The sequence below is a fragment of the Armatimonadia bacterium genome, assembly GCA_039679385.1.
Classification (GTDB): domain Bacteria; phylum Armatimonadota; class Zipacnadia; order Zipacnadales; family JABUFB01; genus JAJFTQ01.
This window is the reverse complement of record JBDKVB010000069.1, coordinates 12,056-27,433: the sequence shown is the minus strand read 5'-3', so window position 1 is coordinate 27,433 and position 15,378 is coordinate 12,056. Positions and strand designations below refer to the sequence as shown.

General features: G+C 65.2%; 11 protein-coding genes and 2 pseudogenes. 3 read left to right on the top strand and 10 right to left on the bottom strand.

Annotation, left to right across the window (positions count from 1 at the left end):
* Nucleotides 1-143: 143 nt before the first annotated feature.
* Together ABFE16_07645 and ABFE16_07640 are read right to left on the bottom strand one after the other, a co-directional pair.
* Entirely contained in the window at nucleotides 144-1,571 is a 1,428-nt protein-coding gene (locus ABFE16_07645; GenBank protein ID MEN6345165.1) for a transaldolase family protein, read from the bottom strand.
* A gap of 135 nt (nucleotides 1,572-1,706) precedes the next feature.
* Entirely contained in the window at nucleotides 1,707-2,456 is a 750-nt protein-coding gene (locus tag ABFE16_07640; GenBank protein MEN6345164.1) for a glycerophosphodiester phosphodiesterase family protein, read from the bottom strand.
* A 177-nt stretch (nucleotides 2,457-2,633) separates the two neighbouring features.
* Between ABFE16_07640 and ABFE16_07635 the strand changes: the two genes are divergently transcribed.
* The 3 genes from ABFE16_07635 to ABFE16_07625 all read left to right on the top strand — a co-directional run bounded on the left by ABFE16_07635 (nucleotide 2,634) and on the right by ABFE16_07625 (nucleotide 7,218).
* Nucleotides 2,634-3,446 carry a M55 family metallopeptidase gene (locus tag ABFE16_07635; GenBank protein ID MEN6345163.1) on the top strand — a complete coding sequence of 271 codons (813 nt, stop codon included), beginning with the start codon at nucleotides 2,634-2,636 and terminating at the stop codon, nucleotides 3,444-3,446.
* A 201-nt stretch (nucleotides 3,447-3,647) separates the two neighbouring features.
* Nucleotides 3,648-4,523, top strand: coding sequence for a branched-chain-amino-acid transaminase (gene ilvE / locus ABFE16_07630; GenBank protein ID MEN6345162.1), 876 nt, complete (start codon nucleotides 3,648-3,650; stop codon nucleotides 4,521-4,523).
* Between the two features lie 226 nt (nucleotides 4,524-4,749).
* On the top strand, nucleotides 4,750-7,218 hold the full coding sequence (locus tag ABFE16_07625; protein ID MEN6345161.1) for an ATP-dependent Clp protease ATP-binding subunit: 2,469 nt from the start codon (nucleotides 4,750-4,752) through the stop codon (nucleotides 7,216-7,218).
* A 158-nt stretch (nucleotides 7,219-7,376) separates the two neighbouring features.
* On the opposite strand, the gene ABFE16_07620 is transcribed toward ABFE16_07625, so the two are convergent.
* The 8 genes and pseudogenes from ABFE16_07620 to scpB all read right to left on the bottom strand — a co-directional run bounded on the left by ABFE16_07620 (nucleotide 7,377) and on the right by scpB (nucleotide 15,329).
* The gene (locus tag ABFE16_07620) at nucleotides 7,377-8,036 is read right to left on the bottom strand and encodes a DUF1559 domain-containing protein (protein MEN6345160.1); all 660 of its coding nucleotides are present in this window, start codon (nucleotides 8,034-8,036) and stop codon (nucleotides 7,377-7,379) included.
* A 163-nt stretch (nucleotides 8,037-8,199) separates the two neighbouring features.
* A complete protein-coding gene (locus ABFE16_07615) occupies nucleotides 8,200-9,675 on the bottom strand; it encodes a hypothetical protein (protein MEN6345159.1) in 1,476 nt (491 codons plus the stop codon).
* Nucleotides 9,665-11,101: an HD domain-containing protein gene (locus tag ABFE16_07610; protein MEN6345158.1), complete on the bottom strand. Its 1,437-nt coding sequence runs from the start codon at nucleotides 11,099-11,101 to the stop codon at nucleotides 9,665-9,667. Before ABFE16_07610 ends, ABFE16_07615 begins: the two co-directional genes overlap by 11 nt.
* Complete coding sequence (locus ABFE16_07605; protein ID MEN6345157.1) at nucleotides 11,098-12,639, bottom strand: hypothetical protein; 1,542 nt, start codon at nucleotides 12,637-12,639, stop codon at nucleotides 11,098-11,100. The genes ABFE16_07610 and ABFE16_07605 overlap by 4 nt, the downstream gene beginning before the upstream one ends.
* A complete protein-coding gene (locus ABFE16_07600; protein ID MEN6345156.1) occupies nucleotides 12,636-13,208 on the bottom strand; it encodes a pseudouridine synthase in 573 nt (190 codons plus the stop codon). Before ABFE16_07600 ends, ABFE16_07605 begins: the two co-directional genes overlap by 4 nt.
* An 82-nt stretch (nucleotides 13,209-13,290) precedes the next feature.
* A pseudogene (locus ABFE16_07595) lies at nucleotides 13,291-13,358 on the bottom strand (S4 domain-containing protein).
* A gap of 100 nt (nucleotides 13,359-13,458) precedes the next feature.
* Nucleotides 13,459-14,520, bottom strand: a pseudogene (locus ABFE16_07590) (D-alanyl-D-alanine carboxypeptidase family protein).
* A gap of 47 nt (nucleotides 14,521-14,567) precedes the next feature.
* Nucleotides 14,568-15,329: an SMC-Scp complex subunit ScpB gene (gene scpB / locus ABFE16_07585; GenBank protein ID MEN6345155.1), complete on the bottom strand. Its 762-nt coding sequence runs from the start codon at nucleotides 15,327-15,329 to the stop codon at nucleotides 14,568-14,570.
* Nucleotides 15,330-15,378: the final 49 nt, after the last annotated feature.

Genomic DNA, 15,378 nt, shown 5'->3' with positions numbered 1-15,378 from the left:
TATGCGAACGGGCTTTCTACGTCAATCATTTGTTCGGTTGGTGGACGAACACCAGAGGCCGCCGGATACGGCATCTGAGAGGCGAAGAGCGCAGCCCCCGATGACGAAGGCTGCGCTCCAGATGTGCAAGTTGCGTGCCGAACCTACTTCTCCGAGACCCACTTGACGAAGGTGTCGTAGCCCTCGTTGAACTGCGTGAGGGTCTTGACGACCGGCAGGTAGGAGTCGAACTCGTCGACGGTCATGCCATCCGGCTCGTAGGCCTGGCGGAAGAGCTTCGACTTGTACAGCTTGTCCAGCGCCCCGGCGGGCAGCGGAGCCCACATTCCGTTGGGATCGAGCTCGCGCGGTTCGGCGTCGAACTCCACCTGACGGTTCGGGAAGACGGTGAGCCACAGCGGGACTTCGGGCTCATTGTGGATGGAGCGCAGGATGTTCCACGGGCCGCGACCGGAGGCCGGCAAGGGACGGGACTTGGTGAAGCCCAGGCCGCCGCGCTGGGGCGTGAAGTTGAGCAGCCGGTACTCGCGCTGGCGGATGGCGGTGGTGCACCAGGTCTTGACCTCTTCCCAGTCGGCCACGTACTCCTTGAGCTCGTCGCCGACCGGATCGTCGACGCGGCCGTCCATCTGCGTGCGGTAGCTGACCTTGGTGTTGCTGTACTTCTCGATGACGCCTGCGAAAGCGATCTGCTGGGGCAGGGAGAAGTTGACGGTGACGTTGACGCCCATCTTGCAGCTTGTGAGCTCTCCGGCGACGTCGATGCCGGCCTTGGTGCCCGGGACCTTGAAGACGCAGTTGGGGACGCCGCCGAGCTCCTGCTCGAGCTGGCCCCAGACCCACTTGGCTTCCTTGATCATCTGCTCTGCGTCAGTCGCGTTTTTCGGGCTGAGCTGGAGGCTGACGTAGCCCATGTCGGCGTCAGTGAGTTCCCAGATGGGGCGCAGCAGCTTGGCGTTCTCGACAACGACCTGAATGGTCAGGGCATAGGCGAGCTCGACCGGGCTGTAGTTGGGGTACTTCTGCTGCAGCTTGTCGCGCACCGGGGTCCAGTAGGCCGGGTCCTCGGTCCGAGCGGTGTTGACCAGGACCGGGTTGGTGGTGACCATTGCGGCGCCGCGGCGCATGGCTTCGCGCAGACCGGAGGCGTAGTCGTTGCCCCAGTAGGTGTTGCACTCGCCGCGCAGGCTCATGCGGGTGAGCTTGAGCAGGTTGCTGGCCTTGACGCCGGCGATCTCGGCCTCGGTGGCCGCGGCGAGGTCGGTGAGACCCCACTCGCGCAGCATGGCGACGCACTGCTTGCTCTCGCCCGTGAGGACGTCATCGGCGACCTCGCGGCAGGGGTTGCAGGAGCAGAAGCGGCTGCACTTCAGATTCCAGTCGACGAGACCGGACTGCAGGTCGATGGCGCACTCCTTGACGGTCTCGGCGATCTCAGCCTTGCGCTCCTCGCAGGCGCCCGGGTACTCCTTGGCGAGATCCGCCTGGAGCGCGTTAAGCTCGGTTACGAGCTTGTCGGCGGGCGTGTGGAACATCAGTTTCTGGAGGGTACTCAGGGTCTTTTCGGTCATCAATCCTCGCTCCTCATGTCAACAAGTCGGCCCGGCGAGGGGAATCCGGGCCGCGGAAGTCAGCGGACAGATGGTCTTTTCGAGCAGTATAGCATAAGTTATGCGGGCGCACCAAGGCCAGGGCGGATCGGCTTCCTACCGGTCCGCGATCGCCTTCAGAGCCATGGCCGGATCGTCGCTCGTCACGGAGGCTGCGCCTCGAGCAGCCTCCCGCCTGACACTCTCCGGATCGTTCAGCGTCCAGGACCAGAGGGTCAGGCCGGAGAGTGTGGCTTCGTGGATTAGGGAGTCGGGCAACCCCTTCCAGTGCACGCTGAGGAACTGCACGCCGAGCTCGAAAGCGCTGCGAAGAAGCTTGTGGCACTCCTCCGGCGTGTCCTCCTGCACTCCGCTCGAGATGAGGCCGGTGGGGAGGTCCGGTGCGAGCTGGCGCACCCGGCGCAAGGTGTCGTGGCTGAAGGAGATCAGGTTCACGCACTCGGAGGCCTTCGCAACCCGCACGGTCTCCACCACACGGTGGGCGATGCCCTGGGCCTTGATCTCGATGTTCAGCCGCTGCTTGCCGCGGAGCAGTTCAAGGACCTCGCGCAGGGTCGGGATCTTCTCACCGGCGAAGCGGGCGCCCTTCCAACTGCCGACGTCGACCTTCCTGACCTCGGCAAGGGTCATGTCCGCCACCTTGCGCGAGTCGGAGGCCACGCGCTGCAGGTTGTCGTCGTGCAGAACAATGACCTCACCGTCAAGGGTGCAGTGGACGTCACACTCCGCGGCGAGGGCGCCGGTATCAAGGCCCGCCTGGAAGGAGACGAGGGTGTTCTCGGGATGCGTCACCGGCGAACCCCTGTGGGCGACGATCAGTGGAAGACCGACTGGCTTCGGGGTCATCTGTACGCCTCCGTGCCGTTGTGCTGCCTGCGGCGCAGCTCAGGTGAAGGGGTGCGGAACCTATAACTACTTTGGATGGGGGCGGCAGAAGGTCCTGCGGCCCAGGGAACGGAAGATGTATTCCCCGGAGGGGCGCTTACGTCCTCTCCCGAAGTGAGACTTAGTGGGAGGCACAATATGAAGGTATTCATCTCCGCTGACATGGAGGGCATCTCCGGACTCCCGAACGCAGCCATGACGGAGACCGACGACCGCGACTTCGGGCGTGCCCGCGAACTCATGACGGCCGACGTCAATGCGGCGGTCGAAGGTGCGCTGGCCGCCGGTGCGACGCAGATCGTCGTGCGGGATGCCCACGGAACCGCCAACAATCTGCTGCCCGAGAAGATGCCGGGGCCGGCCGAGGTGATCCAGGGCTGGACCGCTACCGGTCGCATGATGGAGGGCATCGACGAGACCTTCGATGCGGCCTTGCTCATCGGCTACCATGCCAAGTCCCTGACACCCGGCGGCACGATCGCCCACACCATGACAGGGGTAGTGCGCCGCCTATGGTACAACGACGTCGAGGTCGGCGAGAGCGCCATCAGCGCAGCCCATGCCGGCCGCTTCGGCGTCCCCCTGGTCTTCGCCAGCGGTGACGAGGCGCTGTGCCAGGAGGTCCTGCGGGTCATCAGCCCGAGGATGGGGACGGCAGCAGTGAAGAGCGCCTACGGCCGTCAGTGCATCAGGCTGCTGGCACTCGCGGAAGCTCACCAGCGGATCCGCGACGGGGTCAAGCTGGCCCTGGAGCGCCGAGCCGAGGTCGCACCGTACTGCCCGGAAGGCCCGATCCGCCTCAGGATGCGGTTCCAGACGCTCCAGCAGGCAGAGGGCGCGTCACGAGTGCCCACGATCCGACGGCTGAACGACCTGACCGTGGAAGGCGAAGCGGCCGATGGAGTGGCCGCCGCCGACCTCGTATGCACCCTTTACGGCGCTGCCCGGTAGGCACCTTATCGCAGTCTGCCGCGGGGACGATACGGACAGCAACGAAGAAGGCGCAGGGCTTGCCGCAAGCAAGGAGTGCCACCGCGGAGCCCTCCTTTGCGTGTGGCAACCCCCTGTGCTATACTTTGAAATCCAATCACTACAAGCACACCGGGGCGCGCCCGGGAGCTTACTATGCCGCTGCGATAGGTGGTTTTTCGGATGTCTCTCATGATCTACCTGAACGGGAAGCTTGTTCCGCAGGAGCAGGCGACGGTGTCCGTGTTCGATCACGGAGTGCTGTATGGCGACGGCGTGTTCGAGGGGATCAGGGCCTACAACGGCCGCGTGTTCCGGCTCGAACAGCACATTGACCGGCTCTACGCCGGAGCACATACGCTCATGATCAACATCCCGATCTCCAAGGAAGAGATGTGCAAGGCGGTCTGCGACACCTGCGCCGCCAACAACCTCACCGACGCCTACATTCGCCTGGTAGTCACCCGCGGCGACGGCGATCTGGGTCTTGACCCTCGCAAGTGCACCACGCCGACGATCTTCGTCATCGCGGCGTCGATCCAGATGTACCCGGAGGAGTTCTACCAGAAGGGTCTCGAGCTCATCACCTGCTCGACCCGCCGGAACTCCCCGCAGACCCTCGATCCGGCCATGAAGTCGCTCAACTACCTGAACAACATCCTGGCCAAGATCGAAACCATCCAGGCAGGCGTGCCGGAAGGCATTATGTTGACCGCGGATGGGTATGTATCAGAATGCACGGGCGACAATCTGTTCATCGTCAAGGGCAACGCTCTGATCGTCCCGCCGCTGCACCTTGGTAACCTGGGTGGCATCACCCGCATGACCATCATGGAGCTCGCCGAGGCCGAGGGGCTTGAGGTGCGCGAGGAGATGTTCCGGCTCCATGACCTGTACAACGCCGACGAGTTCTTCATCACGGGCACGGCGGCCGAGGTTGTGCCGGGTGTTAAGGTTGACGGCAGACCCATCGCAAACGGGAAACCAGGACCGATCACCCAGCGTCTAAGGAAGCGGTACCAGGAACTCACGTATGCCGAAGGGACGCCGATAAAGTAGTAGCGAGCTCCCGCCGGGCCGGGCATGCAGGTTGCAGAGAGGCCTTGCCACGGCAGATCTGGTGGGACAACCTGGGGCCGTGGAGACGCGGCCCCGGGGACTGGTCCCAGGGCGGAACCTCCTCGCCTCGGGGAAACGTTATATAACACAGTTTCAGGTGCAGGCTGTGTGGGTCGCGAGAAGAATCTGAACCGCGTGGTGGGATAACAGGAGGGTTCGTCGCTCCATGGAAATGTGGCAACGTTTCACGAGTCGTGCTCGGCGCGCCGTGTTGCTCGCGCACTCCGAGGCGACGCGAACTCATGTCCAGCTCATCGGGACCGAGCACCTGCTGCTCGGGCTCTTGAGGCTGGGCGAGGGGAATGCCGTCGAGGCGCTTGCGCACCTTGGCGCCAATGTTGACCGTCTCCGTGCAGACCTCGATCAGCAGATGGAAGTTGGTCGCGGTGGTGAGGTCAACAACGAGCTAGCCTTCACACCGGAAGCCCAGCAGGTCATCCAACTCGCCTACGCCGAGGCGCGGACCCTGGGCGATCCCTATATTGGAACTGAGCACCTGCTCTTGGGTCTGCTGCGACTGGGCAAGGGCCCTGCCTACCGGCTCCTGCGCAACTACGGCGCCGACCTGGCGCAGGTCCGTCATATTGTCGCCGAGATGGCCAGCCAGCGTCTCGCCTCCCATAATGGGCGTCAGGGAGAGCGCGAGCCCCAGAAGAAGAGCAAGACCCCGAATCTGGACCACTATAGCCGCGACTTGACCTCCCTGGCCCGCGAGGGCGAGCTTGACCCGATCGTCGGCCGTGAGAAGGAAATGGAGCGGGTCATCCAGATCCTGTGCCGGCGCACGAAGAACAACCCCTGCCTCATCGGAGAAGCCGGTGTGGGCAAGACGGCCATCGCCGAGGGGCTCGCCCAGCGCATCGCCGAGCGCGACGTTCCCGATCTGCTCAACAACCGCCGTCTGGTGGCGCTTGACCTGGCCAGTCTCGTGGCCGGCACGAAGTACCGCGGCGAGTTCGAAGAGCGGATGAAGCGCGTGATGGAGGAGATTCGGGCGGCCCAGGGGCAGATCATCGTCTTCCTGGATGAGCTCCACACCATCGTCGGCACCGGCGCTGCCGAAGGCGCGATGGATGCCTCCAACATCCTCAAGCCCGCGCTGGCACGAGGCGAGATGCAGTGCATCGGCGCCACCACGCTGGACGAGTACCGCAAGTATGTCGAGAAGACCCCGTCCCTGGAGCGTCGCTTCCAGCCGGTGATGGTCAACGAGCCGACCCCCGAGGAGTCGCTGGATATCCTGCGCGGGATCCTCGACCGCTACGCCGAGTTCCATGACGTGGTCTACGATGACGACGCCCTGGATGCCGCCGTCGATCTTGCGGTGCGCTACATCAGCGACCGGTCGCTGCCCGACAAGGCCATCGACCTGATCGACGAGGCAGGCTCACGGGTGAAGCTTCGCGCCCACAAGGAACGCGAGGCTTCGCAGGACTATGCACCATCGGCCGCGACTGACACGAGCCTGTTTGAGGGCCACGAGGACGATCTGCTGCCGCCACGGCGGCTGCGCGACCAGGCCGAGGGTGAGCGTCTCCCCGGAGGCGTCTGGGAGAGCAAGCAGGTCGACCTTCCTCGCGTCTACCGGGAGGATATCGCCGAGGTCGTCTCCACCTGGACCGGCGTACCGGTGACTGCGCTGTCGGAAGAGGAGTCCGAGCGGCTGCTGCGGATGGAGGACGCGCTGCACGAGTTCATCGTGAGCCAGGACGACGCAATCCAGACAGTCTGCCGGGCCGTGCGGAGAGCCCGTGCGGGCATCCAGGACGCCAAGCGTCCGACCGGCTCCTTCATGTTCCTGGGGCCGACGGGTGTTGGCAAGACCTACCTGGCGCGTGTGCTGGCCAAGTTCCTGTTCGGCGACGAAGACGCCGTCATTCGCATCGACATGTCCGAATACATGGAGAAGTTCGCGGTCTCCCGACTCATCGGCGCACCTCCGGGCTATGTGGGCTATGAGGAGAGCGGGCAGCTCTCCGAGCAGGTGCGGCGACGGCCCTACTGCGTGGTTCTCTTCGACGAGATCGAGAAGGCCCATCCCGACGTGTTCCACATCCTCCTGCAGATCATGGAGGACGGCCGCCTCACCGACAGCCAGGGCCGCGTGGTCAACTTCAAGAACGCCGTCATCATCATGACCAGCAACGTCGGCGCCCGGATGATCAGCGAGAACCGGAGCATCGGCTTCACCACCGAAGAGCGCGAGCGATCGAGCAGCGCCCGGATGCGCGACTACGAGCGGATGAAGATCAAGGTTACCGACGAGCTCAAGCGCACCTTCAGCCCCGAGTTCCTCAACCGTCTCGATGACGTCGTCGTCTTCCACGCCCTGAGCGAAGAGGACATTCGCCGCATCGTGGACCTACAGCTTCACACGGTGCAGGAGGGGCTCGCAGCCAAGGGTCTGACGCTGGCAGTAACCGACGGCGTCAAGGACCTGCTGGTGAAGGAAGGCTACGATCCCACGATGGGTGCACGGCCGCTGCGCCGGGCCATCCGGCGGATCATCGAGGACCCGCTGGCGGAGCGAGTGCTGGGCATGCCTCCAGGCGAGAGAGGCGAGATCATCGCAGACGTCGACGCCGAGGGCGAAGTGGTCTTCCGGGTCGTGGAGCACGCCGTCACCAGCTTCTGAGTTCGATGGTCTCTCAGCCGTGAATTGAAAGGGCCCGTGCAATCTGCACGGGCCCTTTTGCGTGCCGTGGCAAGAGCGGCCGGACAAAGGCAACGGCCCCTTCGCAGGGGCCGTTGCACAAGTGAATGGTATCCTCGCCTCGAACCTCGACAAGAGGCTCAGTTGCGGTCGAACCACTTGTCGGTTGGGTTCTGGCTGTAGTAGAAGGAGCCGGTCTTCATCCACTTGACGTGCCCGTCTACGAAGGCGATGTTGCAGCCGCCGTTATGAACCCCGCGGGCGCGTGCACAGTCGTTCGGGTCCCCGGGGCACGGGTTGGCGTCCTCGTCGGTCGCGGGCACCGGCAGAGGGCTCCCGAGGTCCGAGGGCTTGTGGACGCTGACGCTCCAGCTCGGGTTGGCACCGGCATTGGCGCACATCTTGACGTCGCAGATCATGACGGTCTCGGAAGGAGACAGGATGTTTGCCAGGGGCTGCCAGTTCAGGTAGTCGAGGTTATAGCCATAGGATTTGGCATTGGTGCTCGGGCAGTTCCGAAGCTGGAGGTTCTTGGTGTAGGGCACGAGCAGGTTGTCGCACCAGTTCGGGCCTCCGGCTACCGCCGGGTCATACCGGTAGTAGCGAGGAACCATGCGTTCGTCGTAGTCCTGCGCATACATCAGCGCAGCAAGAGCATACTGTTTGAGGTTGCTGGTACAGGAGGTCTGGCGCGCCTTTTCACGCGCCCGGGCGAAGACGGGAAACAGGATCGCCGCCAAAATGGCGATGATCGCAATGACGACCAAGAGCTCGATCAAGGTGAAGCCGCGTGATCGCATTGAGTCTCACCCCACAAGTGGAGGATCTGGTGCAGGCGCCGGATAGCCCAGCCACAAGCACTCCCTTATGTTGTTCCCCATCAGGCGCATCTAGTCCTGCCTTTTTTGAGACCCTTTGTAAACAACAAGGCGGAAAGGTCGATGAGAAGGGGTAGCTGTGGGGTTAGCTTTCCTCGGGTGATAGAGCGGACCAGGTGACTTTGCCCAGCCAGGTTCCGAGGAAGCGAGGGGTACTGCCCGGTGCGGTCGGTCCGTCCAGCTTCGCCCAGACCGCATAGAGGGAGTCGTCCAGTGCAGTCACGTCCGGGCTGCGATTCTGCTTCATGTCGGCCACATAGGGGATGGCGGACAGGAAGGCATCACGACCGGGATCGACGCCTGCCGTCTGGGCAGGAAGCCGCCCCAGGGCCAGATCGAAGAAGGCACCACCGGCGGCCGGATAGTTCGCGTCGGACTGGTACAGCAGGTAGAAGCGATCGAAGTACTGGATGCCGCGTCCGCACAGGTTCGTGCCAAGCCGTCGGAGCACGCGGGAGTCGTAGAACCGCTTGCCGTCGAACCGGGCCGCCATCAGCGGTCCCGAGCCCGGGGCCTTCTCGACCGCTTCGCCATCGGTGAAGAGGAGCAGCAGGTCGCCCTGGAACCTGGCGATGGACGGGGACTGCGGGAAGGCGGTCGGGCAGCTCATCCAGGGAATCGGGTCGGGCACCATCCCCTGGCGCGGGTCATAGGCACCCACCCACAGCCGTGACCGTGGCCGACCCGCTGCATCCTGGTAGGTCTCGGTCCACGAGACCCATAGCTGATCCAGAAAGGGCGCGAGGCTCCCGCCGCGGATACCCCTGCGTCCGGCGACTCTCGGCGGCTCGATCTGCATCAGAGCGCTGAGGCGACTCGGCTCGGGCTTGTTGTTGTCGCCACCGAGGTCGTAGTAGGCCAGGCGCTGCCGCCACTGGGTCGCGTCCGCAGCATCGGCACCCGTCGGGCACACCTCCCAGGTCATCCACAGCTTGTCGTCGAACACGCACAGGTCAGCGCCCCCCAGCTCGGGCGGAGTATCGTCCACCGGGAAGAGGAGCTGCGAGCTCCACACGACCTTCAGGTGTGTCGGGTCGACCTGTGTCAGCCACAGCTCCTTGCCCCTGACCTCCAGCACGTACAGCCGTCCCTCATAGGCCTCAAGACAGGCGCAGGTTGTGGCGACCTGCGAGTCCCCCAACTGCCTCGGAGGGTGCAACTGCAGACCCGCTACCGTCATGGGCTCCTCGGGGCTGGTGGTGGCTCGAAGGGCAACCGGACGCAGGTCGGCAGGCGCTGCCTCTCCAGGTGCTGCCTGCGGATGGAGGACGAATTCGTAGGTGGTGCTCGGCTTGAGGTTGATGACGGAGTAGGCATAGCCGGTCAGCTTGCCGGTCTGCCGCCAGGAGCCGAGTCGTCGGCCCTTCTGGCGTTCGCGGTAGCTGATCTGGTGCACCGTCGCCACCGAGTCCCATTGGAAGGCGACCCAGGTCGCTCCCTGTCGGAGGACGCGGAAGGTGGCGGTCTGAGCCCGGGCCGGCGAGGCAAGGAGCAGCGCCGCCCCAAGGAGGACGAGCAGGCATGCCACTGTCCGGGGGAGGTGTGTGGGCCTAGATGCCATCGCGCAGCAGCCTCCGAGCCATCTCCAGGGCTTCCTCTCGAGTGCGGACCGTTCCCTCCAGTTGCGCCTGCTCGATAGCGTTCAGAAGTACAGAGAACTGAGGCCCCGGCTCGAGCCCCAACTCCTGCACCAGATCGCGGCCCCGCAGGAGAGGTTGGAACTGCTGACCCCGGCTCCAGTCCCGGTAGTCGGCCAGCATGTGGTCGAGGGTTCGCAAACGTTGCCACTGCTCGGCGGGATCCGTGGCCGGTCCGCGACAGGCCAGCAGATCGGCGGCCGCCAGGACCACAACGCCGACGCCATCAGGATCACAGTCCCGAAGGAGCCTGCGGACGGCACTCACGGAGGGCTCGCTCGTCTGGTCAACAAGCATGATGGGCCGCATGTGCCAGTGCGTCAGGGCGGAAAGCGTGTGACGGACATCGCGCGGCAGGTGGAGGCGTCCGGCGATGTCGGTGACCATCGCCATGCCCAGCGTCTCGTGGCCGATGAACCGCACACGGCCCTCGACGATGGCACGGGACTGAGGCTTGGCGATGTCATGGAACAGCGCCGCCAGCTTCAGGCGCAGCACCCGCTGTGCGTTCGCGCAGTACTCGCCCACCATGTCCGCGCTGGTCGGGAAGACACTCTCCGGCCCGTTGAGGATGCACTCCAGGTCATCCACGACGAGAAGCGTGTGGCCCCAGACGTCGAGATGGTGGTACCCGCCCTGCTCGACGCCCTTGAGCAAGGGGAACTCGGGCAGGAATCGCTCCAGCACGCCGGCGGAATCAACCTGCTGGAGCCAGTATGCCAGGCCGGGCTGCGCGACCAGCCGCACGAACTCGGTGCCAAGACGTTCGCCCGCCACCTTCTCAACTCCCTCGGCGGCCCCGACAATCCATTCCATCGTCTCCGGCTCGATGGAGAAGCGCAACTCCGCCGCCAGGCGGAAGGCCCGCAGGCAGCGCAGAGGGTCGCGTCGCAGGACATCGAGGGAGTTCGCACGCACCACACGAGCCTTGATGTCGGCGGCGCCCTCCGCAGGATCGAGGATGGCCTCCTCATCGGTGCCGATGCGCCAGGCGATGCTGTTGATCGTGAAGTCGCGCGCGAGAAGGTCCTCTCGCAGGGAAGCGCCCCGGGGTGCGCACAGGTCGATCTCTTCACGGGCCTCGCCGTGCGGATCGAAGACCAGGCGGAAGGTCGGTGGATCGGGGTGCAAGGTGACGAGGGTGGCCCGCAGATGAGCCGCCAGATGCCGGGCAAGCCGCGCCGCCTGAGGGGCAAGCAGGTCCCAGTCGTGAGGGTCCCGGCCCATCAGTGCATCGCGCACTGCGCCACCGACCGCATAGGCCTCGAAGCCGCCCTCCGTGATGAGCCGGGCGACTTCATAGCGCGCGGCCGACCCGCACCAGGCGTCGAGGACACTTCCGCGTCTCACCAGAGGGACACCAGCCTCAGGCAGCAATTGAGCGACACCACAAGTGCCAACTGAGCGGCCAGGACCAGCGTGCCGGCCGACATCAGGCCCCACTCGCGAAGTCCAAGGATTGGGATTGATGCCGGCACGACCAGGGGCACCATCAGAAAGCCCCAGATGCGGCCCACTTCGCCCCGGGTCTGCCCTCCCAGGAGGAGCAGCAGGAAGGTGACCGCCAGACCGATCCCCAGGGCGGCGACACGGGGCTGAAGGGCCTCGCCCCTGTGTGCCAGAACCGTTCCCCAGGCCGCCATGACCACCAGCGCCGGACCGGCGAAGAGCACCACATCGTACAGGTTCCACGGGACCGAGGACAGGTAGGATCGCGTGCTCATCAGGAAGCGCTGCAGCGCCATTGACTGAGACATGCTGGTCACGGGATTGTAGGATAGGAGGACGAACTCGGCGACACCGACCAGCACCATCCCGAGGGCGGCACCAATCACCGGTGCCAGGCGCTGGAGGCGACCCGAGGGCACGCTCTGTCCGCGCAGGGCCAGCAGCCACTGCACCAGAAGCACCGCCGCCAGGGCCATCAGGCCGAAGGTCCAGAACATGCCGACCATCAGCAGCGCACCGGCGAGCAGTCCGGCGATTCCCGACCAGGAGCGCAGAGACCACATCCCCAGCGCAAGCACCCCACAGGCCACGACCGCAGAGAGCGCATCCACCGAAGGGTCGAAGCACAGGATCGCGGGGACCGCCGTGGCGAGAGTGGCCGAAGCCAGGCCGACCCGGAGATCTGCCGCCAGGGCTCCCAGCGCGAAGGCCAGGGGCACCACCAGCGGGGCGACAAAGGTGAGCAGCACGCCGGTCCAGTAGGCCATGACCAGGTCCTGCTGGGTCACGTTGAGCCCGGCGAACTGCTGGGCGATGTTCAGGACGTTGCGCAGGTTATTCCCGCCGGACCAGTTCTGCAGCAGACCTTCGAGGCGAGAGACGGTGACGGGGTGACTCAGTAGCCACTCGCGTGCGGCCCGGAACAGCAGGACCGGTCCCGGTGGGTGTGTGCCGACACGCTCCGGCACCTTCAGGAAGGTGGTGCGACCGGGCACGTCGGCCAGGTACTGGCGCACATCGACTACCCGCGTGGCCTCCTGGTAGTAGCCCATAGACATGTATCCGAGGATCGACGCCGCGGCGCGAACGGGGTACTCCGGCTCGTCAGTGATCATGGTGGTCATGAGCGTGCCCGTGGCCACCGTCAGGCAGACGACCATCCAGGCACAGGTGGAGCCACGAGGAGACTTGCCGGACCGGAGTGTGTCGAGCGCCAGGAGCGCAATCACCAGGAGGACTACCACAGCGGGGACAGTCCACGGGAAGGGCAACTGAAGGGTCTCGCGCTGCTTCCAGATCCAGAGCAACGGGTCGCCCAGAGGCAGGAGCTTCAGCCACAGGAGGAGGGCAGCAGCAAGGCCGGTCGCCGTCGCGAGGACGACGGCCGGCCACACTATCCACGGCGATACCGAGGGGAGTTGCCGATCCTGCTTTTTCATGGTTCCAGGTCGACGGCGGCACGCAGGGCTTTCATTTCGGCGGCCGTTAGCGGACGTATCTGCCCGGGCTCCAGATCGCCCAGAGACAGAGGCCCGAGAGCCACACGATGCAGCTTCTCGACCTCATGGCCGACGGCATGGAGCATCCGCCGGATCTGCCGCTTGCGGCCCTCACGGAGCACAATCGTCAACCAGCAAGGCTGCGTCGGATGGACGGTCACCTCGGCCGGCGCCGTCGGCCCATCCTCCAGTTCAACACCGGCGCGCAGGGCCTCGACTTCCGCTTCCTTGAGTGGTGCACTCGCCGTTACCAGGTAGGTCTTCGGAACATGGTACGAGGGGTGCATGAGGCGGAAGGCCAGGGGCCCATCATTCGTCAGCAGGATGAGGCCGGTGCTGTTGAAGTCGAGACGCCCCACGGGGTACAAGAGCGAGCGCAAGGAGGGGTCGACGAAGTCCATTACGGTTCGTCGCTCACGGTCATCCTCGCGGGTGGACAGGTAGCCGGCAGGCTTGTTGAGCATCAGGGCGTAGACGCGCTCAGCGAGGGTGATAAGCTTTCCGTCCACCGCGATCTCGCTAGTCGCCGGATCCGCCTTGCTCCCCAACTGGTTCACTACTGTCCCGTCGACCGTCACCCGTCCCTGCACGATCAGTTGTTCGGCGGCGCGACGGGAAGCGACGCCGGCGCGAGCGAGTAGCTTTTGCAGCCGTTCCAAACAGCAACACTCCCACAGCGAGGCAAAGCAGCCCCGTATCCATCTGGCTCGGTATGGTATAGCGCTTCACGCGTCCCCATAGTCCGAGCTCAACCGACTGGGCCGTCACCAGCGGAGCTTCTCCGCGGATGGCGCCCTGTACCACCACTTGCAGTTTTCCCACGGTCGCCCCGCGCTGCACCGGAGCCGTCACCGTCTGGCCGAGCACGCGGACCTGTGGCTGAGGACACGCGGCATCTTTGGGCACCAGCATCTGCAGGCTCTTGCCGGCAACCACCGGTACCTTCGCGCTTGCCCCATCTTCCACCGGCAGCTCCCAGTGGCCCTCTCCGGATTTCAGGATGAGGCGCTGCTCGTAGTTCTCATGCGCCCACTGCAGCAGGTGGCGGCAGTCCTCGGTGGCCTGGACCGCATTGAGCACGATCACGATCGCCCGCCAGCCCTTGAGCGTTGCCGAGGCGGCAAGACAGCGCCCTGCCTGGCGGGTGTAGCCGGACTTGACGCCATCGCAGGCATCCCAGGACAACAGGAGACGGTTGCGATTGGTGAAGATTCTGCGCTCCCGGGTCTGCACCGGCCCGGCCGGAGGCGCACCCAGGTCACCTTCACCCTCCCGGACCGCCGGCGCACCCACGGGTCGCATCATGACGACCGAGCGCGTGTTCACGATCTGCCGGAAGCTCGGCAAGGTCATGGCGCGGGTCGCGAGGATGCCCAAGTCCCTCGCAGTCGTATAGTGGTCGCTCTGGTGCAGGCCGTGCGGGTTGACGAAGTGGGTGTTCACGGCTCCCCACTCGCGTGCCCGCTGGTTCATCAGGGCGACGAAGCTATCCACATTCCCACTCACAGCCTCGCCCAGGGCCAGGGCCGCATCGTTGGCCGACCAGATCAAGGCCGCCCGGGCCAGGTCACCCACGGTCAGTCGCTCACCGGCCTTGAGGCCGATGCCCGTCTCCGGGACGTTCTCCGCACGTTGCGAGATGGTGACCACGCGGTCCAGTTGGTTCTGCTCACAGGCCAGGGCGCCCGTCATCATCTTGGTCAGACTTGCGGGGTACATCCGACGGTCGGCGTTGAAGGACCACAGCTCAGTTCCATCCTGCGCATCGATCACAATGGCCGCCTGGGCAGTGATGGGCGGCGGAGGCGCTGTATGGCCGATCCCGCTGCAGCTCAGAGCTACAAACAGTGCGGCAAGGAAGGGGACGATCAGGAAGCTTCGGTGGGCGGCTGCGCGGCTGCTGATGGTCCGTCACCCCCCTGATCGGTGTGCGGGGCTGTGGTGCTTTCGTCGGAGCTTTGCGGTGCGGGTGACACCTCGGGTGCGGAATCGCCCTCCGCTGTCTGAGCCGCGGAATCCGTCTCCTCCGCAGCGTCAGCGTCTTCCTTCTCCCCCGGCGAGGCTGCCTCCTCCCCGGCCGCTTCGCGTTCCTGTTTGCGGGCGTACTGCTCCTCCATGGCGTGCCGCAGCTCGCTGATGTCGGGCAGATCCGTGAGGTCCTTGAGGCCGAAGACCGACAGGAAGTGCGCGGTCGTCTGTAGCAGGAAGGGACGACCAGGCGCATCCTTGCGGCCCGCGACCCGCACGAGGTCCTTCTCGATCAGGCTCGTGACGGCGCCGCTGGAGTTCACACCGCGGATCTCGTCCACCTCGGGCCTGGTCATCGGCTGGCGGTAGGCGATGATCGCCAGGGTCTCGAGAGCCTGGATCGAGAGGCGTTCGGGATCGGGCTGCAGCAGCCGCTGCACGTAGTCGCCATACTTGGGGCGTGTCGCCAGCGCATAGCCACCGGCGAGGTGCGTTACCTGCAGGCCCGTCTCGGCGCGTGCCTCGTCCAGGGACGCCAGCATAGGGAGCAGGTCGGTGACCTCGCACTCCAGCACTTCGGCCAGTCTCGCCAGCGGCACCGGCTCCTTGGCAGCAAAGAGGAGGCATTCCAGGGCGTTGACCTGATCGCGTTCTTCGCTCATTACAGTTCGCTTCTGAAGGCACGTGAGTCGCGCGCAGCTAGATGCGACG

Excerpts from the sequence above, each read along its gene's own strand:
- ABFE16_07645 (MEN6345165.1), bottom strand. The coding sequence starts at position 1,571 with ATGACCGAAAAGACCCTGAGTACCCTCCAGAAACTGATGTTCCACACG.
- ABFE16_07640 (MEN6345164.1), bottom strand. The coding sequence starts at position 2,456 with ATGACCCCGAAGCCAGTCGGTCTTCCACTGATCGTCGCCCACAGGGGT.
- ABFE16_07635 (MEN6345163.1), top strand. The coding sequence starts at position 2,634 with ATGAAGGTATTCATCTCCGCTGACATGGAGGGCATCTCCGGACTCCCG.
- ilvE (MEN6345162.1), top strand. The coding sequence starts at position 3,648 with ATGTCTCTCATGATCTACCTGAACGGGAAGCTTGTTCCGCAGGAGCAG.
- ABFE16_07625 (MEN6345161.1), top strand. The coding sequence starts at position 4,750 with ATGGAAATGTGGCAACGTTTCACGAGTCGTGCTCGGCGCGCCGTGTTG.
- ABFE16_07620 (MEN6345160.1), bottom strand. The coding sequence starts at position 8,036 with ATGCGATCACGCGGCTTCACCTTGATCGAGCTCTTGGTCGTCATTGCG.
- ABFE16_07615 (MEN6345159.1), bottom strand. The coding sequence starts at position 9,675 with ATGGCATCTAGGCCCACACACCTCCCCCGGACAGTGGCATGCCTGCTC.
- ABFE16_07605 (MEN6345157.1), bottom strand. The coding sequence starts at position 12,639 with ATGAAAAAGCAGGATCGGCAACTCCCCTCGGTATCGCCGTGGATAGTG.
- scpB (MEN6345155.1), bottom strand. The coding sequence starts at position 15,329 with ATGAGCGAAGAACGCGATCAGGTCAACGCCCTGGAATGCCTCCTCTTT.